The 20,122-nt window shown below is 62.2% G+C and carries 14 protein-coding genes; 13 read left to right on the forward strand and 1 reads right to left on the reverse strand.

The window, feature by feature from the left end; genetic code table 11:
* Nucleotides 1-2,646 carry a pyruvate dehydrogenase (acetyl-transferring), homodimeric type gene (aceE, locus tag AC515T_RS02640; protein WP_122565000.1) on the reverse strand — a complete coding sequence of 882 codons (2,646 nt, stop codon included), beginning with the start codon at nucleotides 2,644-2,646 and terminating at the stop codon, nucleotides 1-3.
* Between the two features lie 382 nt (nucleotides 2,647-3,028).
* Here aceE and glnE point away from each other — a divergent pair, with 382 nt between their 5' ends.
* The 13 genes from glnE (at nucleotide 3,029) to AC515T_RS02705 (ending at nucleotide 20,076) form a co-directional block, all read left to right on the forward strand.
* Nucleotides 3,029-5,980, forward strand: coding sequence for a bifunctional [glutamate--ammonia ligase]-adenylyl-L-tyrosine phosphorylase/[glutamate--ammonia-ligase] adenylyltransferase (gene glnE / locus AC515T_RS02645; protein WP_496531335.1), 2,952 nt, complete (start codon nucleotides 3,029-3,031; stop codon nucleotides 5,978-5,980).
* A gap of 753 nt (nucleotides 5,981-6,733) precedes the next feature.
* A complete protein-coding gene (waaF, locus tag AC515T_RS02650) occupies nucleotides 6,734-7,768 on the forward strand; it encodes a lipopolysaccharide heptosyltransferase II (RefSeq protein WP_496531336.1) in 1,035 nt (344 codons plus the stop codon).
* A 1-nt stretch (nucleotide 7,769) separates the two neighbouring features.
* Nucleotides 7,770-8,828: a lipopolysaccharide heptosyltransferase I gene (gene waaC, locus AC515T_RS02655; RefSeq protein WP_496531337.1), complete on the forward strand. Its 1,059-nt coding sequence runs from the start codon at nucleotides 7,770-7,772 to the stop codon at nucleotides 8,826-8,828.
* Nucleotides 8,828-9,952 carry a glycosyltransferase family 4 protein gene (locus tag AC515T_RS02660; protein WP_496531338.1) on the forward strand — a complete coding sequence of 375 codons (1,125 nt, stop codon included), beginning with the start codon at nucleotides 8,828-8,830 and terminating at the stop codon, nucleotides 9,950-9,952. Before waaC ends, AC515T_RS02660 begins: the two co-directional genes overlap by 1 nt.
* The gene (gene rfaP, locus AC515T_RS02665) at nucleotides 9,949-10,755 is read left to right on the forward strand and encodes a lipopolysaccharide core heptose(I) kinase RfaP (protein WP_496531339.1); all 807 of its coding nucleotides are present in this window, start codon (nucleotides 9,949-9,951) and stop codon (nucleotides 10,753-10,755) included. The genes AC515T_RS02660 and rfaP overlap by 4 nt, the downstream gene beginning before the upstream one ends.
* Nucleotides 10,755-11,489 carry a lipopolysaccharide kinase InaA family protein gene (locus AC515T_RS02670; RefSeq protein ID WP_496531340.1) on the forward strand — a complete coding sequence of 245 codons (735 nt, stop codon included), beginning with the start codon at nucleotides 10,755-10,757 and terminating at the stop codon, nucleotides 11,487-11,489. The genes rfaP and AC515T_RS02670 overlap by 1 nt, the downstream gene beginning before the upstream one ends.
* Nucleotides 11,486-12,238, forward strand: coding sequence for a lipopolysaccharide kinase InaA family protein (locus AC515T_RS02675; RefSeq protein WP_496531341.1), 753 nt, complete (start codon nucleotides 11,486-11,488; stop codon nucleotides 12,236-12,238). Before AC515T_RS02670 ends, AC515T_RS02675 begins: the two co-directional genes overlap by 4 nt.
* Nucleotides 12,238-13,689: a lipopolysaccharide kinase InaA family protein gene (locus AC515T_RS02680; RefSeq protein WP_496531342.1), complete on the forward strand. Its 1,452-nt coding sequence runs from the start codon at nucleotides 12,238-12,240 to the stop codon at nucleotides 13,687-13,689. The genes AC515T_RS02675 and AC515T_RS02680 overlap by 1 nt, the downstream gene beginning before the upstream one ends.
* Nucleotides 13,690-13,790: 101 nt before the next feature.
* Nucleotides 13,791-14,648, forward strand: a complete 858-nt coding sequence (locus AC515T_RS02685) for a DUF3800 domain-containing protein (protein ID WP_496533066.1) — start codon at nucleotides 13,791-13,793, stop codon at nucleotides 14,646-14,648.
* Between the two features lie 251 nt (nucleotides 14,649-14,899).
* Nucleotides 14,900-16,657 carry a carbamoyltransferase family protein gene (locus AC515T_RS02690; RefSeq protein WP_003197115.1) on the forward strand — a complete coding sequence of 586 codons (1,758 nt, stop codon included), beginning with the start codon at nucleotides 14,900-14,902 and terminating at the stop codon, nucleotides 16,655-16,657.
* Nucleotides 16,641-17,771 (forward strand): glycosyltransferase, encoded by a 1,131-nt coding sequence (locus AC515T_RS02695; protein WP_496531343.1) that lies wholly within the window; start codon nucleotides 16,641-16,643, stop codon nucleotides 17,769-17,771. Before AC515T_RS02690 ends, AC515T_RS02695 begins: the two co-directional genes overlap by 17 nt.
* Nucleotides 17,771-18,667, forward strand: coding sequence for an antimicrobial resistance protein Mig-14 (locus AC515T_RS02700; RefSeq protein ID WP_496531344.1), 897 nt, complete (start codon nucleotides 17,771-17,773; stop codon nucleotides 18,665-18,667). The genes AC515T_RS02695 and AC515T_RS02700 overlap by 1 nt, the downstream gene beginning before the upstream one ends.
* A gap of 8 nt (nucleotides 18,668-18,675) precedes the next feature.
* A complete protein-coding gene (locus AC515T_RS02705; protein WP_496531345.1) occupies nucleotides 18,676-20,076 on the forward strand; it encodes a PIG-L deacetylase family protein in 1,401 nt (466 codons plus the stop codon).
* Nucleotides 20,077-20,122: the final 46 nt, after the last annotated feature.

Here is a 20,122-nt window from a genome sequence, read left to right on the forward strand (position 1 = left end):
TCAGCAGTCCAGTGGGTTGCGTTTTTCCGGATCGATGCCGAACTTGACGATGGCCTCGGCCACCACTTTAGGTTCGATATCGCCACGGTCAGCCAGGGCTTCCAGGGCTGCCAACACCACGAACTTACGGTCGACTTCGAAGAAGTGACGCAGCTTCTTGCGGCTGTCGCTACGGCCGAAACCGTCGGTGCCCAGCACTTTGAATTCCTTGGAAGGAACCCATTGGCGGATCTGCTCGGCGAACAGCTTCATGTAGTCGGTAGAGGCGATGACCGGACCTTTGCGCCCGTTCAGGCACTCTTCGACGTAGCTCAGCTTTGGCTTCTGGCCAGGGTGCAGGCGGTTGCTGCGCTCTACGGCCAGGCCGTCGCGACGCAGTTCGTTGAAGCTGGTGACGCTCCAGACGTCGGCACCGACGTTGAACTCTTCACGCAGGATCTTCGCAGCCTCACGCACTTCGCGCAGGATGGTGCCCGAGCCCATCAACTGGACGTGGTGCGCCGCTTCGCGGGTGTCTTCCTCGAGCAGGTACATGCCCTTGACGATGCCTGCCTCGACACCGGCCGGCATGGCTGGCTGCTGGTAGGACTCGTTCATCACGGTGATGTAGTAGAAGACGTCCTGTTGCTCTTCGGTCATCTTCTTCATGCCGTCCTGGATGATCACCGCCAGCTCGTAGCCGTAGGTCGGATCATAGGTGCGGCAGTTCGGGATGGTCCCGGCGAGCATGTGGCTGTGGCCGTCTTCGTGCTGCAGGCCTTCACCGTTGAGGGTGGTTCTGCCTGCGGTACCGCCGATCAGGAAGCCACGGGTACGGCTGTCGCCAGCGGCCCAGGCCAGGTCGCCGATACGCTGGAAGCCGAACATCGAGTAGAAGATGTAGAACGGCAGCATCGGCTGGTTGTGGCTGGAGTACGAAGTACCGGCGGCAATGAAGGAACTCATGGCGCCCGCTTCGTTGATGCCTTCTTCGAGGATCTGGCCCTTCTTGTCTTCGCGGTAGAACATCACCTGGTCTTTATCGACTGGCTCGTAGAGCTGGCCGACGGACGAGTAGATGCCCAACTGACGGAACATGCCTTCCATACCGAAGGTACGGGCTTCGTCCGGGATGATCGGGACGATGCGCTGGCCGATTTCCTTGTCCTTGACCAATTGCGCGAGGATCCGCACGAAGGCCATGGTGGTGGAGATTTCACGGTCGCCCGAACCGTCCAGGATCGCCTTGAGGGTCTCCAGTGGCGGGGTCGGGATGCTGAAGCTCTTGGCGCGACGCTGGGGCACGAAACCACCCAGTGCGGCACGGCGCTCGGCCAGGTAACGGGCTTCGGCACTGCCTTCTTCGGGCTTGAAGAACGGCAGGTTTTCCAGCTCGCTGTCCTTGACCGGAATGTCGAAGCGGTCGCGGAACAACTTCAGGCTGTCGACATCGACTTTCTTGGTGTTGTGCGCGGTGTTCTTCGCTTCGCCGGCACCGGTGCCATAACCCTTGATGGTCTTGGCCAGGATGACGGTCGGCTGCTCTTTGTGGTTGACCGCCTGGTGGTACGCCGCGTAGACCTTGTACGGGTCGTGGCCGCCACGGTTGAGCTTCCAGATCTCGTCGTCGGACAGGTCGGCGACCATGGCCTTGAGTTCAGGCGAGTTGAAGAAGTGCTCGCGGACGAACGCGCCGTCCTTGGCCTTGTAGTTCTGGTACTCGCCGTCGATGACTTCGTCCATGCGGCGTTGCAGGATGCCGTCGACGTCCTTGGCCAGCAGTGGGTCCCAGAAACGGCCCCAGATGACTTTGTTGACGTTCCACTGGGCACCACGGAACACGCCTTCGAGTTCCTGGATGATCTTGGCGTTGCCGCGAACCGGGCCGTCGAGGCGCTGCAGGTTGCAGTTGATGACGAAGATCAGGTTGTCCAGCTTCTCGCGGCCGGCCAGGGAGATCGCGCCCAGGGATTCCGGCTCGTCGCACTCGCCGTCGCCCATGAAGCACCAGACTTTCTGCTTGCCTGGCTGGATGAAGCCACGGGCTTCCAGGTACTTCATGAAGCGCGCCTGGTAGATCGCCTGGATCGGGCCCAGGCCCATGGAAACGGTCGGGAACTGCCAGAAATCAGGCATCAGCCAAGGGTGCGGGTACGAGGACAGGCCGTTGCCGTCCACTTCCTGGCGGAAGTTGTTCATCTGGTCTTCGGTGATGCGGCCTTCCATGAACGCACGGGCGTAGACGCCTGGCGATGCGTGACCCTGGAAGTAGATCAGGTCGCCGCCGTGTTCGTCGGTCGGGGCCTGGAAGAAGTAGTTGAAGCCGATGTCATACAGCGTCGCGCTGGAGGCGAAGCTGGAGATGTGACCGCCCAGGTCAGAATCTTTCAGGTTGGTACGCATGACCATGGCCAACGCGTTCCAGCGTACCAGCGAGCGAATGCGGCGTTCCATGAACAGGTCGCCAGGCATGCGTGCTTCGTGGGTAACGGGGATCGTGTTGCGGTACGGCGTGGTGATGGCATAGGGCAGTTGCGAGCCGCTGCGGGTCGCGAGTTCGCCCATACGGGTCATCAGATAATGAGCACGGTCTTCGCCTTCTTTGTCGAGAACCGATTCCAGGGCGTCCAGCCATTCCTGGGTTTCGACGGGATCGAGGTCTTGCATGGCTTGCTCCAGGGCGGAAAGGCTACCAGAATCGGTTGCCTGAGTTTGCGACTGGCCTTGTGGGCAGACGATATAAATTCTTGGATTGCCGAAGGTTGTTTCGGCGGCGTGTAGTTTTACTACAAATCGTCGGCCGTTTCAGCCTTTCGAATGTATAGACGAGTAGTAAAACTACACCTGAGCGGCTCGTGGCCCCTCATTTCGTTGTGAGAATAATCGTTACTGTTGGTCTTTAGCCAACTCGAACAGGTAAAAACTTGATGCCGGCTGCCAATAAAAACAGATTTTCAGCTATTTATCATCTTTGTTCGACAGTCGATCAGGTAGTGTCTTCTGAAAAAACACTACATCCAGCCTCTCCCGCGCCGATCAAGGATAGACCATGAGCCTGCCCTCGCTTGCCCCAATACCGGAAACGGTACCGGCCATTCTCCAGTTATTGGTCAACCGTGCCGAGCAGTCGTTCCGTGCGGCGGTCGGCTCACTCGACGACGACCACGGGCTGTCGGCCTGGCCCCCGCAACGCTGGGAGGCGTTCAACCGTATTGCCGCCGCCAGCGACTTCGTCATCGAGCAGAGTGTCCGTGACCCGGCGATGCTGCTGGAGCTGGTGCGCAGCGGCGAACTGGACCGCAGCCTGGCGCCCGGTGAGATGCGCGCGCAGATTGCCGCCGCCGTGCAGGCCGCCGAAACCGAGGACGAACTGGGCCGCGTACTGCGCCGCCAGCGTACCCGCCAGCAGGTGCGGATCATCTGGCGCGACCTGACCCGCCAGGCCGATCTGGTCCAGACCTGTCGCGATCTCTCGGACATGGCCGACACCTGCATCGACCAGGCTTATCAATGGTTGTACCAGCGCCTTAGCCAGCAATTCGGCATACCCACCGGACGGCGCAGCGGCGAGCCGCAGCAGATGGTCATCCTGGGCATGGGCAAGCTGGGTGCCGTGGAGCTGAACCTGTCGTCGGACATCGACCTGATCTTCGCCTACCCCGAGGGCGGCGAAACCGTGGGCGTCAAGCGACCGCTGGATAACCAGGAATTTTTCATCCGCGTCGGCCAGCGCCTGATCAAGGCCCTGGACCCGATGACCGTCGACGGCTTCGTGTTCCGTGTCGATATGCGCCTGCGCCCCTACGGCTCGGCCGGTGCGTTGGTGCTGAGCTTCAATGCCCTGGAGCAGTATTACCAGGACCAGGGGCGCGACTGGGAGCGCTACGCCATGATCAAGGCGCGAGTGGTGGCCGGCGACCAAGTGGCCGGCGCGCAATTGCTCGACATGCTGCGCCCGTTCGTCTATCGCCGTTACCTGGATTTTTCCGCCATCGAAGCGCTGCGCACCATGAAGCAACTGATCCAGCAGGAGGTTCGGCGCAAGGGCATGGCGGACAACATCAAGCTGGGCTCGGGCGGCATTCGCGAGGTGGAGTTCATTGCCCAGGCGTTCCAGCTGATCCATGGCGGTCGGGACTTGAGCTTGCAGCAGCGCCCGTTGCTCAAAGTGTTGGGCACCCTGGAGGGCCAGGGGTACCTGCCGGCCAAGGTGGTCGACGAGCTGCGCCAGGGCTATGAATTCCTGCGTTATACCGAACATGCGATCCAGGCCATCGCCGACCGCCAGACCCAGATGTTGCCGGACAGTCCCCAGGATCAGGCGCGCATTGCGTTCATGCTGGGCTTTGCCGACTGGTCGGCCTTTCACGAGCAGTTGATGTACTGGCGTGGACGCGTGGCCTGGCATTTCGGCCAGGTCATCGCCGACCCGGATGAAGAAGAGGGCGGCGAAAGCGAAGTGGTGGTGGGCGGCGAATGGTTGCCATTGTGGGAAGACAGTCAGGATGAAGGGGCGGCGTGCCGTCAGTTGGAAGAGGCCGGCTTCGTCGATGCGCCCAAAGCCCTCAAGGCCCTGGCCGCCCTGCGCGGCAGCCCGCAACTGCGCGCGATGCAGCGCTTGGGGCGCGAACGCCTGGACGCGTTCATTCCGCGCCTGCTGGCCCAGGCCGTGGAGCACGCCGATCCGGACCTGGTGCTGGAGCGGGTGCTGCCCTTGGTGGAGGCCGTGGCCCGCCGCTCGGCCTACCTGGTGTTGTTGACGGAAAACCCCGGCGCCCTGCGGCGCTTGCTGACGCTGTGCGCGGCGAGCCCGTGGATCGCTGAGCAGATCACCCGTTTCCCACTGCTGCTCGATGAGTTGCTCAACGAGGGCCGGCTGTTCAAGCCGCCCCTGGCGCCGGAGTTGGCCGCAGAGTTGCGTGAGCGCCTGACGCGCATTCCCGAGGATGATCTGGAGCAGCAAATGGAGGCGTTGCGGCATTTCAAGCTGGCGCACCGCCTGCGGGTGGCAGCGTCGGAAATCGCCGGCAGCCTGCCGCTGATGAAGGTCAGCGATTACCTGACCTGGCTGGCCGAGGCGATTCTCGAGCAAGTGCTGGCCCTGGCCTGGCGCCAGACGGCCGCCAAGCACGGCGTGCCGTTGCGCACTGACGGCAGCCTGTGCGATCCGGGCTTCATTATTGTCGGTTATGGGAAAGTCGGCGGCCTGGAGTTGGGGCATGGTTCCGACCTGGACCTGGTGTTCATCCATGATGGCGATCCACAGGCGGAAACCGACGGCCCCAAACCCATCGACGGCGCGCAGTTCTTTACCCGGCTCGGCCAGCGGATCATTCACCTGCTGACGGCCCAGACCAACTCCGGGCAGTTGTATGAAGTGGACATGCGCCTGCGGCCGTCCGGGGCGTCCGGGCTGCTGGTCAGTTCCCTCGGGGCGTTTGCCCGTTACCAGGAGAATGAAGCCTGGACCTGGGAGCATCAGGCACTGGTGCGAGCCCGTGTGCTGGTGGGCAGCCAGGATGTGGGCCAGGCGTTCGAGAAAGTCCGCGTCCAGATACTGGGGCGCAAGCGTGACTTGCCGACGCTGCGCCAGGAAGTCAGCGAGATGCGCGCCAAGATGCGCGACAACCTGGGCAGCAAGGCCACCGCCGCCGGGACCGCGCCGAATGCCTTCGAGGCCACGGCGCCCTTCGATCTCAAGCAGGATGCCGGAGGTATCGTCGATATTGAATTTATGGTGCAATACGCGGCCCTGGCGTGGTCCCAAGAGCATCCATCGCTGGTGCGCTACACCGATAACATCCGCATTCTGGACGGGTTGCAGGAGGTCGGGTTGATGCCGGCCGAAGATGCCACACTGTTGCGCGAAGCCTACAAAGCCTACCGCTCCGCCGCCCACCGCCAGGCCTTGCAGAAAGACGCCGGGGTGATCGCAGGCGACCAGTTTGTGGATGAACGCCGGCAGGTATTGCGGATCTGGCGGGAGCTGGGACTGAGCTGAGTATTGAATGAATGTGGGAGCGAGCTTGCTCGCGAAGGCGGAGTGTCAGGCGACATTGATGTTGGATGTGCTGGCCTCATCGCGAGCAAGCTCGCTCCCACAGTGGATTTTTGGTGCTGCACGGTTCTTGAAACCTATGCAGAACCCTTGTGGGAGCGAGCTTGCTCGCGATGGCGGAATGTCAGGCGACATTGATGTTGGATGTGCTGGCCTCATCGCGAGCAAGCTCGCTCCCACAGTGGATTTTTGGTGCTGCACGGTTCTTGAAACCTATGCAGAACCCTTGTGGGAGCGAGCTTGCTCGCGAAGGCGGAGTGTCAGGCGACATTGATGTTGGATGTGCAGGCCTCTTCGCGAGCAAGCTCGCTCCCACAGTGGATTTTTGGTGCTGCACGGTTCTTGAAACCTATGCAGAACCCTTGTGGGAGCGAGCTTGCTCGCGAAGGCGGAGTGTCGGGCGACATTGATGTTGGATGTGCTGGCCTCTTCGCGAGCAAGCTCGCTCCCACAGTGGATTTTTGGTGCTGCACGGTTCTTGAAACCTATGCAGAACCCTTGTGGGAGCGAGCTTGCTCGCGAAGGCGGAGTGTCAGGCGACATTGATGTTGGATGTGCTGGCCTCATCGCGAGCAAGCTCGCTCCCACAGTTGATGGGTGGTGTGTTGTAGATTAGGGCAACAGGCAACGACCTAAGCCACAGTGATTCTCGAGGCGGGGAGGCGTAGGCCTCCCCGTATCGTTTTTGGAAAGCACATGAATATTCTGATCGTTGGGCCCAGTTGGGTCGGTGACATGGTGATGGCGCAGACACTGTTCCAGAGCCTGAAGCAGCGTCATCCGCAGTGCGAAATCGACGTCCTGGCCCCCGAGTGGAGCCGGCCGATCCTTGAGCGGATGCCAGAGGTGCGCAAGGCCTTGAGCTTCCCGCTCGGCCACGGCGTGCTGGAGCTGGCGACCCGTCGACGGATCGGCAAGTCCCTGGCCGGTCAGTACGACCAAGCGATTCTGCTGCCCAATTCGTTGAAATCGGCGCTGGTGCCGTTCTTCGCCGGTATCCCCAAGCGCACTGGCTGGCGTGGCGAGTTTCGCTACGGCCTGCTCAACGATGTGCGCACCCTGGACAAAGACCGCTACCCGCTGATGATCGAGCGCTTCATGGCCCTGGCCTATGCGCCGGGGGCCGAGTTGCCCAAGCCGTATCCGCGGCCGAGTCTTGCGATCGACCCGGTGACCCGTGACGCGGCGCTGGCCAAGTTCGGCCTGAGCCTGGATCGTCCGGTGCTGGCCCTGTGTCCAGGGGCCGAGTTCGGCGAATCCAAACGCTGGCCGGCGGAACATTACGCCCAAGTGGCCGAGGCGAAGATTCGCGAAGGCTGGCAAGTCTGGCTGTTCGGCTCGAAGAAAGATCACCCGGTGGGCGAGGACATCCGCTCGCGGCTGATCCCGGGCCTTCGGGAGGAGTCGGTGAACCTCAGCGGCGATACTTCCCTGGCCGAGGCCATCGACCTGCTGTCCTGCGCCGACTCTGTGGTGTCCAACGACTCGGGCCTGATGCACGTGGCCGCGGCCCTGAACCGTCCCTTGGTGGCGGTCTACGGTTCCACCTCGCCTGGCTTCACGCCACCGCTGGCCGATCAGGTCGAAGTCGTGCGCCTGGGCATCGAGTGCAGCCCATGCTTCGACCGCACCTGCCGTTTCGGTCATTACAACTGCCTGCGCCAGCTCATGCCTCCGTCGGTGAACGAGGCCCTGGCGCGTTTGCAGGGCACTCCCGTGGAGGTTCGGTAACTTGCGGGTATTGCTGATCAAGACCTCGTCGCTGGGGGATGTGGTCCACACCTTGCCGGCGCTGACCGACGCGGCGCGGGCGATTCCGGGCATCAAGTTCGATTGGGTGGTGGAAGAAGGCTTCGCCGAAATCCCCACCTGGCACCCGGCCGTGGGCAAAGTCATCCCGGTGGCGATCCGTCGCTGGCGCAAGAACCTCTGGCAAACCATCAAGAGTGGCGAATGGCGACGCTTCAAGCAGAGCGTGCGCGCCGAAAAGTACGACCTGGTGATCGACGCCCAAGGTTTGTTGAAAAGCGCCTGGCTGACCCGTTACGTCAAGGCCCCGGTGGCCGGTCTGGATAAGCATTCGGCCCGTGAGCCCCTGGCGGCGCGCTTTTATTCCCGGCGGCTGGCGGTGGCTCGCGGTCAACACGCGGTCGAGCGCGTGCGTCAGTTGTTCGCCTTGGCGCTGGGCTATGACTTGCCGCAAACCCAGGGCAGCTATGGCCTCGATATTGACCGTTTGGTGGAATTGCCACGCCCCTACCCCTACGTGGTGTTCTTGCACGGCACGACCTGGGAATCCAAGCATTGGCCCGAGCTATACTGGCGCCAGCTCACCGAGCGCATGGGCCAATTCGGCGTGGTGGTGAAACTGCCGTGGGGCAACCCTGCCGAAAAGGCCCGGGCCGAACGCATCGCCAGTGGGTTACGCAATGCCTTGGTACTGCCGAAGCTGAACCTCGGCGGCATGGGCAAGGTGCTTGCCGGAGCCCAGGCCTGCGTAGCCGTGGACACCGGCCTCGGGCATCTGGCCGCGGCCCTGGACGTGCCGACCATCTCGCTGCTCGGCCCGACCAATCCGGTGCTGACCGGCGCCTACGGCAAGGGCCAGATTCACCTGGCCAGTGATTTCCCATGCGCGCCGTGCATGCAGAAGCAATGCACTTACCCGCCGACCGCCGAAGATGCCCGGCGGTTTGACCTGAAACGCGAGCAGCCCCTGTGCTTCACGCGTCTGAACCCCGAGCGTGTTGCCAGCCACCTGAGCACGTTATTGGCTGAGGAGCCGCGCTGATGCAATTGGCTTTTGTCCTTTATAAATACTTCCCCTTCGGTGGTCTGCAGCGTGACTTCATGCGCATCGCCCTGGAATGCCAGCGACGCGGTCACCAGATCCGTGTCTACACGCTGATCTGGGAAGGTGACGTGCCGCCCGGCTTCGAGGTGCTGGTGGCACCGGTCAAGGCGCTGTTCAATCACCGCCGCAACGAGAAACTCAGTGCGTGGATGGAAGCCGACCTGGCCAAGCGCCCGGTGGACCGTTTGATCGGCTTCAACAAAATGCCTGGCCTGGACGTGTACTACGCCGCCGACGGTTGTTTTGAAGACAAGGCGCAGAACCTGCGCAACTCGCTGTACCGGCGCTGGGGTCGTTACCGGCATTTTGCCGAGTACGAGCGGGCCGTGTTCGCCAAGGATGCGAAAACCGACGTACTGATGATTTCCGAAGTCCAGCAGCCGCTGTTCATCAAGCACTACGGCACGCCGTTGGAGCGCTTTCACCTGCTGCCGCCGGGCATCGCCCAGGACCGCCGGCGGCCCGCCGACGCCGATGAGGTCCGCGCCGCGTTCCGGGCCGAATTCGAGCTGGCTGACGACGACCTGCTGCTGGTGCAGATCGGCTCCGGGTTCAAGACCAAGGGCGTGGATCGCAGCCTCAAGGCCCTGGCCGCGCTGCCAGCCGAATTGCGAAAACGCACCCGGCTGTTTGTAATTGGTCAGGACGACCCCAAGGTATTCCAATTGCAGAGCGCCACGCTGGGTCTGGGCGACAATGTGCGGTTCCTCAAGGGCCGCAGCGACATCCCGCGTTTCCTGCTGGGCGCCGACCTGTTGATCCACCCGGCGTACAACGAGAACACCGGCACCGTCCTGCTCGAAGCGCTGGTGGCCGGGCTGCCGGTGCTGGTCAGCGCGGTGTGTGGGTACGCCCATTACATCGCCGAGGCCGACAGTGGCCTGGTGCTGGATGAGCCTTTCGAACAAGCGCAGCTCACCGAATACCTGGGCCGCATGTTGAGCGACGCCGAAGCACGGGCGGCCTGGAGCCGCAACGGTCTGGCCTTCGCCGAGACGGCCGACCTCTACAGCATGCCGCAGCACGCGGCCGATGTGATATTGGCGGAGCACGCACAATGAAGTTGATGCTGGCCGAACCGTTCAAGAGCCTTTGGGCCGGGCGCGATGCGTTCGCCGAAGTCGAAGCGCTCAAGGGCGAGGTCTATCGCGAACTGGAAGCCCGGCGCACGTTGCGCACGGAGGTGGACGGTCGCGGTTTTTTCGTGAAGATCCACCGTGGCATCGGTTGGGGCGAGATCTTCAAGAACCTGTTCACCGCCAAGCTGCCGGTACTCGGCGCAGGGCAGGAATGGAAGGCGATCCAGCGTTTGCAGGAAGCCGGCGTGCCGACCATGACGGCAGTCGCCTACGGCGAGAAGGGCAGTAATCCGGCGGACCAGCACTCGTTCATCGTCACCGAAGAGCTGGCGCCGACCGTCAGCCTCGAAGATTTCAGCATCGACTGGGTCAAGCAACCGCCGCAGCCAGCGCTCAAGCGTGCGCTGATCGCCGAAGTGGCGCGCATGACCGGCATGATGCACCGTGCCGGCGTCAACCATCGCGACTGCTACATCTGCCACTTTCTGCTGCACACCGACAAGCCGGTGACGCCTGGAGATTTCAAACTTTCGGTGATCGACCTGCACCGCGCCCAGACCCGTCCCGCCATCACCACTCGCTGGCGCAACAAGGACCTGGCGGCGCTGTATTTCTCGGCGCTGGACATCGGCCTGACCCGCCGCGACAAGTTGCGTTTTCTCAAGGGCTATTTCCAGCAGCCGCTGCGGCGGATCCTCGCCGAAGAGGCTTCGTTGCTGGCCTGGCTCGAAGGCAAGGCCAACAAGCTGTATGCCCGCAAGCAGCGGTACGGGGACGCGCTCTGATGTCGGGTTGGAATCTGGAGCTGGAATACGCCGAGCTGGCGCAGGATTTTGGTAGCCTCGACGCGGTGTTCGCGTTGCAAGGGGAGCGCTTGACCCGTGACCCGTTGTCAGAGGTGATCCGGGTGCAGCGCAACGGCGTGAACTATTACGTCAAGCGCTACGTCGGCGCCGGCAAAGGCTTGCGGCGCTACCTGGGAAAGCCACGGGTCAAGTCCGAATGGCAGAACCTCAAGCGCTTCGCCAAATGGGGCATCCCCACCGCCGAAGTCGTGGGCTGGGGCTTGGAGCGAAACGGTGCGACCTATGCCCGTGGCGCGCTGATCACCCGCGAACTGCCCCATACCGAAGACCTCTCGGCCCTCGCTGAGCGTCACGATCCGCGGCTGGCGGACCGTACCTGGGTCGATAACGTCAGCCAGCAACTGGCCGGCTATACGCGGACCATGCACGACCATCGCTTCACCCATAACGATCTGAAGTGGCGCAACCTGCTGATCGACGACCGCTCGCGGCTGTTTCTGATCGATTGCCCGAACGGGGACTTCTGGCGCGGCTTCTGGCTCAAGTACCGTATCACCAAGGACTTGGCGTGCCTGGATAAAGTGGCCAAATACCATTTGTCGGCCACGCAGCGCCTGCGTTTTTACCTGCAATACCGCCAGCGCGACCGGCTCGATGCGTGCGACAAGAAACGCATCCGTCACGTGGTGAGATTTTTCGAGGGGCGTGAATGACTGATTTTCTGGCCGCTGAAGACCGGGCGTTGTTGCAACGTCATGGCCTGGACAGCTTCGAGGCCTTGTGGGCGCGGCAACTGGATGCGGTGGACGAACCCAACACCTCGGGCGACGGCTGGAGCAGCGTGTTCCGGCTGGAGTTGGACGGGCAGGGTTATTACCTCAAGCGCCAGAGCAATTACCTGACCCGGACCTGGTCCCACCCCTTGGGCGAGCCGAGTTTTTCCCGGGAGTTTCGCAACATCAGCCGTTATCGGCAGTTGGGGATTCCGGCCCTGCAAGCGGTGTTCTACGGTCAGCGCAAAGTGGACGGCGAGGTGCGGGCGATCCTGCTGACCCGGGCCCTGGATGGCTGGGACGACCTGGACTCGCTGTTGCAGCGCTGGCCGAGCCTGACGGCGACGCAGCGCACCACTATCCTCAACGCCTGCGGGCAGTTGGCGCGGCGCCTGCACGGCATGCGTCAGGTGCACGGTTGCTTCTATCCCAAACACATCTTCCTGCAAGCCACCGCCGACGGTTACCAGGCGCAATTGATCGACCTGGAAAAGACCCGGCCGCTGCTGTTTGGCCAGCGTGATCGGGTCAAGGACCTGGAACCGTTGCTGCGGCGTGCGTCCATCTGGAGTGATGCCGATGTGCGCCAGCTGTTGTCTACCTATCTGGCCCAACCGCTCGATGCCGGGCTGGTCGACAGCTGGATGACCCGCCTGAGCGCCCGGCGCAGCCACAAGGGAGCCCGTTGATGCATTTGTCCGAATTGAAGAACGTTGGCCGCAGCCCCAGCCTGCCGTTGAGCCTGGAGTTGGCCGATGCCGCCGGCCCGGCGCAACTGCAGTTGCTTTCGCTGTTGCGGGTGTTGCCGGGGCAGCGTTACGTCGGCGCGGGCATCTGGCGTGGTCGGCCGGTGCTGGCCAAATTATTGGTGGGCAGCAAGGCCGCCCGGCACTTCCAGCGAGAACTGCAAGGCGTGCGCCTGCTGGCGGATCAAGGGCTGACGACGCCGCTGTTGCTCGCCGATGGCTTGAACGAGGCTGAAGGCGGCTGGTTGTTGTTCCAATTGCTCGAAGGCGCCGAGAGCCTGGGCGACGCCTGGAAGCAGGTCGAACACTTGCCCTTGCTGGCCGACGAACAGACGGCGGTACTGGCCGAAGCCCTCGGCGCCATCGCGCAGTTGCACGGCAAGGGCCTTTGGCAGGAAGACCTGCACCTGGACAATCTGCTGCGCCACGACGGCAAGCTCTACTTGATCGACGGTGCCGGCATTCGCGCCGAAACCCCGGGGCAACCGTTGTCGCGGCACAAAGTCCTGGAAAACCTGGGGGTGTTTTTCGCCCAGCTTCCCAAGGCTCTCCAGCCGTTCAATGAAGAGCTGTTGGTGTACTACCTGCTGGGCAACGCCGAACACGCGCTGCCCATGGAAGCGCTGCAAAAACAGATCGACAAGGTGCAGGCCTGGCGGCTGAAGGATTTCCTCGAAAAAGTCGGGCGCGAGTGCAGCCTGTTCAGCGTACAGCGCGGGGCGTTCGGCCTGCGGGCGATCCGCCGGGATGAAGAAGCGGCCATGACGCCAGTGCTGGAGCAGGCCGATGCGTTGCTCGACCAGGGGCATCTGTACAAGACCGGCGGCGCGGCCAGCGTCGGCAAAGTCGAGGTGAACGGTCTTGCCTTGGTGATCAAGCGCTACAACATCAAGAACTTCGCCCACTGGCTCAAGCGCTTCTGGCGCCCGAGCCGCGCCTGGCATTCCTGGCGCGAAGGTCATCGCCTGGCTTTTCTCGGCATCGCCACGCCCAAGCCCCTGGCCTTGCTGGAGAAGCGCTTCCTGTGGCTGCGCCGTGGCGCCTACCTGGTGACCGAGCATCTGTCGGGTCCCGATATCATCGAGCGCTTTGCCCCCTACGTGGAAAGCGGTGACGCGCCCGAGCCTGAATTGCTGGCGCTGGACCGGCTGTTCGCCGACCTGATACGCGAGCGCATCAGCCACGGTGACTTCAAGGGCCACAACCTGTTCTGGCAGGAGGATCGATGGGCGCTGATCGATCTGGACTCCATGTGCCAACACCGCACCCATGCCAGCTTCGCCCCAGCCTACGCCCGGGATCGCGCGCGGTTCATGCGCAATTGGCCTGAGAGCAGTGCGTTGTATCGGGTGATTGATGAGCGGGTGCCTAGAGAGGTCGGGGTATCAGCTTGAGCTTATGCGACACATCATTTAACGGATCAACATGTAGGTGTCCTGGTTTTGTGGGTTCAGTACGCCTTGAGAAGGAGTCGTGACGCGTGCTAGATCATCCAATGCCTGCTCAGCAATTTTCACTTTTTGAGATTGAAACTGAAAAGCCCGGTAGCGAGGACAAGCCTGTCATCCCAAGCGGGAAATTCAGCGATTTCATCGTGTATGTGGATGAGAGTGGCGATCATGGTATGCAGACGCTGGATCCCAACTATCCTATGTTTGTACTGGCTTTTTGCGTGTTTCATAAGCGCCACTACTGTGAGAAGGTCATCCCTGCATTGCAGAAGTTCAAGTTCAATCATATGGGGCATGATCTAATTGGGCTGCATGAGCTGGAAATCCGTAAAGAGAAAGGCGCTTTTTCCAGTTTGTTTGTATCCAGGCAGCACAAGCATGCCTTTCTTGATGAACTGACCAGTATCATCGAGGCGAGCAATTTTATTCTGATCAGTTGCGTTATAGATAAAACGAGGCTTCGTGATAGGCAAGGCGGTGCGGATAACCCATATCACGTTGCTTTGGGCTTCTGTCTGGAAACGCTTTACGAGTTTCTGAAGGAGAAGGCCCAGCACGATGCGTTGACTCATGTGATCGTCGAGCGAAGAGGGAAAAAAGAGGACAACGAGCTCGAGCTGGAGTTTCGCCGCATGTGTGACGGTGCTAATCGTATGGGGATTCAACTTCCGTTTGATATTGTCTTTGCGACTAAGCAGGTTAACTCTACTGGCTTGCAGCTAGCAGATCTCGTTGCGAGACCTATTGGTATGAGTGTCCTGCGTGCCGGGCAGGAAAACCGGGCTTTTGATGTGCTCAAGCGCAAGTTCTATTGCAGCGGCGGGCGTGACAAGGCCGGAGAAGGTTTTGAAAACTGGGGATTGAAAATATTTCCGCTTCCAGAAAGCGAAAAGCCCCGGTGAAACTCACCGAGGCTTAGACGCCGACCGGGATCCCCCAGTCCATTTGCGCGAAGTCTATGTTGGTAGCCATTGGCTGTCAATGGACATGGCGAGTCGGTAACTCGCCACTAGGTTGCCGCGTGTCCCTAGAGGCTTAAGGCCGCTTTTAAGCTATAATCCCGCCCTTTCTGCCCAGCAGCCCCCCGGCGAGCGGCACATCAATTTTTCGCGGCGCTTGTCGCCCGTATGCAGACATAAGAGGCTAGACCCCTGTGGCATTGACGATTCTTGGCCTGTCCGGCGCCCTTAGCCATGATCCTTCCGCCGCGCTGTACATTGACGGCAAGCTGATCGCAGCGGCCGAGGAAGAGCGATTCGTACGCGATAAACATGCAAAGAACCGCATGCCCTACGAGTCGGCGAAGTTCTGCCTGGAGCAGGCCGGTATCAAGCCTTCCGACGTCGATGTGGTGGCGATTCCGTTCGCCCCGATCAGCCTGTTCGGCGAGGCGCGCTGGCACTACGCCAAGCGTTACTGGTACGCCCCGGACCGGGCCCTCGACGCGATCCTGATGGGTAACCGTCGCTACAAGCGCTATCGCCGCAAGATCGTCTGGTGCCTGGAACAATTGGGCTTCGATCCGAAAAAGATCAAGATCGAGCCGGTCGAGCATCACCTGGCCCACGCCTCCAGCGCCTACCACTGCTCGGGCTTCCAGGAAAAAACCGCGATTCTGGGTATCGACGGCAAAGGCGAATACGCCACGACCTTCTTCGGCTACGGCGAAAACGGCAAGATCCACAAGATCAAGGAGTTCTTCGACCCGGACTCCCTGGGTGGCCTGTACGGCGCGATCACCGAGTTCCTCGGTTTTGAAATGCTCGACGGCGAATTCAAGGTCATGGGCATGGCGCCTTACGGCGATGCCACCAAGTACGATTTCTCGCGCCTGGCCTCGTTCGAAAACGGCGAGCTGGTGATCAACACCGACTACGCCAACGTGATCGGCCTGCGCCGCTATAAAGAGAAGGGCAAGGGCTTCTACTTCTCGCCGAAGCTGATCGAATGGCTCGGTCCGAAACGTGAAGGCGACATCGCCGACGAGCCGTACATCCACTATGCGGCAAGCATGCAGGCGCTGTTCGAGAAGCTCGCGCTGCAAATGATCGACCACTACCTGGGCGACGTGCTCAAGGAAACCGGCAAGCTGGCCTTCGCCGGTGGTTGTGCGTTGAACGTCAAGTTGAACCAGAAGATCATCGCCCGTGACGACGTCAAGGAGCTGTTCGTGCAACCGGCTTCCGGTGACGCCGGTACGGCGGTGGGGGCGGCGGCGTATGTGTCCCACGCCCGTGGCGTGCCGGTGGAGAAGATGGAACACGTCTACCTCGGCCCGGCCTACAGCAACGAAGACGTGATCGCCGCGTGTGCCCGTCATCCGAGCAAGCCTGCGTGGCGCAAGATCGACAACACCCCCGAGCGCATCGCCAAGATCATGGTCGACGGCAACCCGGTGGCCTGGTTCCAGGGGCGCATGGAGTTTGGCCCGCGTGCCTTGGGCGGTCGTTCGATCATCGGCTGCCCAAGCGCCAGCGGCGTGGCCGATCGGATCAACGAACAAATCAAGTTCCGCGAGCGCTGGAGGCCTTTCTGCCCGTCGATGCTCGACACCGTTGCACCGCAGATGATCAAGGTCGATCACCCGGCGCCGTTCATGACCTTCACCTTTGAAGTGGCCGAAGAATGGAAAACCCGCGTGCCGGAAGTCGTCCATGAAGACGGCACCTCCCGGGCCCAGGTGCTCAAGCGCGAATACAACCCGCGTTACTACGACATGATGAAGGCCCTGGAGGTGCTGACCGGCAACGGCGTGTCGCTGAACACCTCGCTCAACCGGCGTGGCGAACCGATGATCTGCTCGCCGACCGACGCGTTGAACATGTTCTTCGGTTCGGACCTGCAGTACCTGATCATGGAAGACATCCTGGTGGTCAAAGACGGCGTGGACGCTTATGACACGCTCGGCTGAGCGACATGTGCTGCAGTTCTGCCACGGTTATGACGGGCCGTTCCTGGACTGTGCCCGTCAGTACGCCAGCCTGTTCGCGGGCACTGGCTATCGCGTGACCACGGTGTTCCTCACGGGGGCGGCCGATGCCGAAGTTGCCGCCGCTTGTGCCTCGGACGAGGTGCTGTTCATGGAATACAGCTCCAGCGCCATTCGTGGCCTGAAGCTGGGCGCCATCGGCGATCTGCGCAAGATCGCCGCTTCGCGCAATTTCAGTTTCTGCATTGCCCATCGTTTCAAGCCAATCTACATCGCCCTGCTGGGTACTCGCTTACCAGTGATCGGCGTGCACCACGCCTTTGGTGACTACCAACGGCGTACCCGCCGGCTGTTCGCCCATATCTTTGGCAAGCGCCTGAGCCTGCTCGGGGTTTCCGATGCGGTGCGTGACGACATGCGCCGCTGCCTGCCGAAATGGCCAGCTGCCCGGATCCAGACCCTCTACAACCGCATCGACCTTGATGCCACCCAAGCCAGCCTGGTCTCCCGGGAGGAGGCTCGGCATACGCTCGGGCTGGATACGGACACCTGGATTGTCGGCAATGTCGGCCGTCTGCACCCGGACAAGGACCAGGCCACACTGTTGCGCGGCTTTGCCGCGGCGCTGGGGCATCTGCCGGCCAACAGCCAGTTGGCGATTCTCGGCAAGGGCCGTCTGGAGCAGGACCTCAAGGCGTTGGCCCGAGAGCTGGGTATTGCTGATCGTGTGCTGTTCCTCGGCCAGGTGCCCGAGGCGCGCCGTTATTTCCGCGCTTTTGATGTGTTCGCCCTGAGCTCCGACCACGAGCCATTCGGCATGGTGCTGCTCGAAGCCATGGCCGCCGGCGTACCGTTGCTGGCCACGGCCTGCGGTGGTGCCAAGGAAGTGGTCGAAGGCGTTGGCATCCTGTTTCCGCTGGGCGACGCCGAGCACATGGCCCAGGGGTTGCAACACCTGGCGGCCATGGACGATCTGCAGCGTCGCCAATGCGCCGAGCTGATGCTCGATCGCTTGCGCGAACGTTTTTCGGATCGCGCCGTACGCGAGGCATTCTGGCGTTTGCCCCAAGTCACCGAACTGGCGCCGAGGGCCTGATGCTCAACCGATTCCAAGGCTGGCGCGAGCGCGGCTGGACCGCTGTCGATGCGTCGATTTACGCCCAGGCCTGGCAGCGTTTTGGCGGCAGCGTGGCCACCCATCCCCTGGTGGTCGAGCGCCTGGCGGCCCTGGCCGGGATTCCCGTGCGTTACCTGGCGTTCGAGCAGGGCGGTGAGCTCAAGGCTGCCATACCGACCTGGGGCCGCGACTTGGCGCTGTCCAAAGACGTGCTCAAGCGCAGCGGCAAGAAGGGCTTGTTCGACCTGGGCAATGCCGAGCTGATCCTGCCGGCGGCGCCCGATGCACAGGCCCCGTTGCGTCATCGTGGCCGTTACCTGTCGGCCCTCAACGAGGGGCGCTTCAGCGGCTTGAAGTTGCAGCAGGAACAACTGGCCATGGCCCGCACGCCGGAAGAGCTGTCCAAGAAGTTTCGCTACAACCAGCGCCGTGAACTGCGTTTGCTGGAAGAGGCGGGTGGGGTGGTGCGGCCGGTCGGCGAGTTTTCCAGCGCCGAACTGGCCTCGATCTACTGCGACCTGTTCCTGCGTCGCTGGGGCTTTGCGGCCACCGGTGCCGAGCGGATGGGCGAGGTGGTCGAGTTGTTGCGCGAATGGTTGATCGGCTCGGTGATTTTCCTCAACGATGCGCCGATTGCCATCCAACTGGTGTATCGCGTCGAAGCGCCCGAGTGGATCAGCGTCGAGTACATCAACGGTGGCGTCGACCCGCAGACCCGCGAATTCAGCCCCGGCAGCGTGTTGAGCTTCCTCAACACCCAAAGCGCCTGGGAACATGCCCGTACCGCCGGCAAGCCGTTGCGTTTTTCGTTCGGCCGGGCGGACCGGGAATACAAGGACCGTTGGTGCAACCCCGTGCCGGTGTTTACCGTATGAACCCACCCATGAGTCGCAAGCAACAGTTGCTCAGGCGCCACCGTCGCAACAAGCGCGTGGGGTTGTTACTCGCCCTTGTGGTGTTGGTGGTGTTGGGCGTCGCGGTGGCCTGGTGGCTGCCCCTGGTCCTGGCGGTGCTGGGTTGGATCGCTCACGAAGCGTGGTTCGCCGATCACTTGTTCTATTCGCCCCGGGACGATTACCAATACAGCTTCCCGCCGTTCACCCAGCAACCCAAGGTGCATTTGAATGCCGGGCGGCTACGGTTGGACGAAGGCGTGATTCTCGATGATGGCGCGACGCTGATCCTCGCGCTGCGGATCAAGAGCACCTGGCTGGGACGTTTCATCGACCCGCTCGTCGAGTTGTCGGGGGGTGAAAAGGACTTGCAAACCTTCGAGCGCGGGGTCAATGGCCTGCGCTATCTCAACCTCAGCGAGCAGGGCCCGGCGTTGTCCCGGGGCGAGCTGCGCCTGCGCGGGCGCCATTGCCGTTTGCTGGGCGAGCCGACGCTGTGGTCCTTCACGCCGCCGCCAGTGCAACGCCAGCGGGTGATGGTCATCGCTCCCCACGCCGATGATGCCGAGCTGGCTGCCTACGGCTTGTACAGCCAGGCTGACGAGGCCTGGATCGTGACGCTGACCGCGGGTGAAATCGAGGCCGGGCATTACCGGAAGATGGGGCTGGACAGTGTCGAAGCCGCGCGGCTCAAGGGCCGTTTGCGAGCCTGGGACAGCATTGCCGTACCGCGTTGGGCCGGGGTGCCTGAAGCGCACTGTGTGCAGTTGGGTTATTTCTGTCTGCAACTGGCGGCCATGCAAGCCGCGCCGAGCCAGCCCCAGGGCTCTCGGGAGGCGGGCCTGAGCGATACCCGGCTGTTCCGCCAGTTGAACCCGTTCGCCCTGCCCGGCGATGCCGACGGCGCGCCCACCTGGAACAACCTGCTGGCGGACCTGCGTGAGCTGCTGCTCAAGGCGCGTCCCGAAGTCATTGTATTGCCACACCCGACCTTCGATCCGCACCCCGATCATCTCTGCGCCCATCATGCCGTCCTGCAAGCCCTCGAAGGCCTGGAGTGGCAACCGACCACGCTGTTGGGCTACGCCAATCACCTGCACGACAATGATCGCTGGCCCATGGGGGATGCAGGCGCGGGCATCGCGTTGCCGCCGTGTTTCGAGCCGGCCCTGCCGATGCAGCCTGTCAGCCTGCCGCTGGCCTTGCCTGGGCAGCGCGACAAGGCCATGGCGCTGGGCATGATGCATGACCTGCAACCGCCTGCGCCGTTCAAGCGTCGCCTGCGCCGTGGCATCCAGCGTCTGCTGGCCGGACGCACGGGCTCGGCGTATGGCGAGAACGAATTTTTTCGCAAGGCTGTGCGTCGCCATGAACTGTTCTGGCGGCTGTAAGGGCCCAAGGCGGGGCGTCTTTGCGCTACGGCGCAAACCGGCCTCC

This window comes from Pseudomonas sp. FSO-7 (assembly GCF_059579345.1).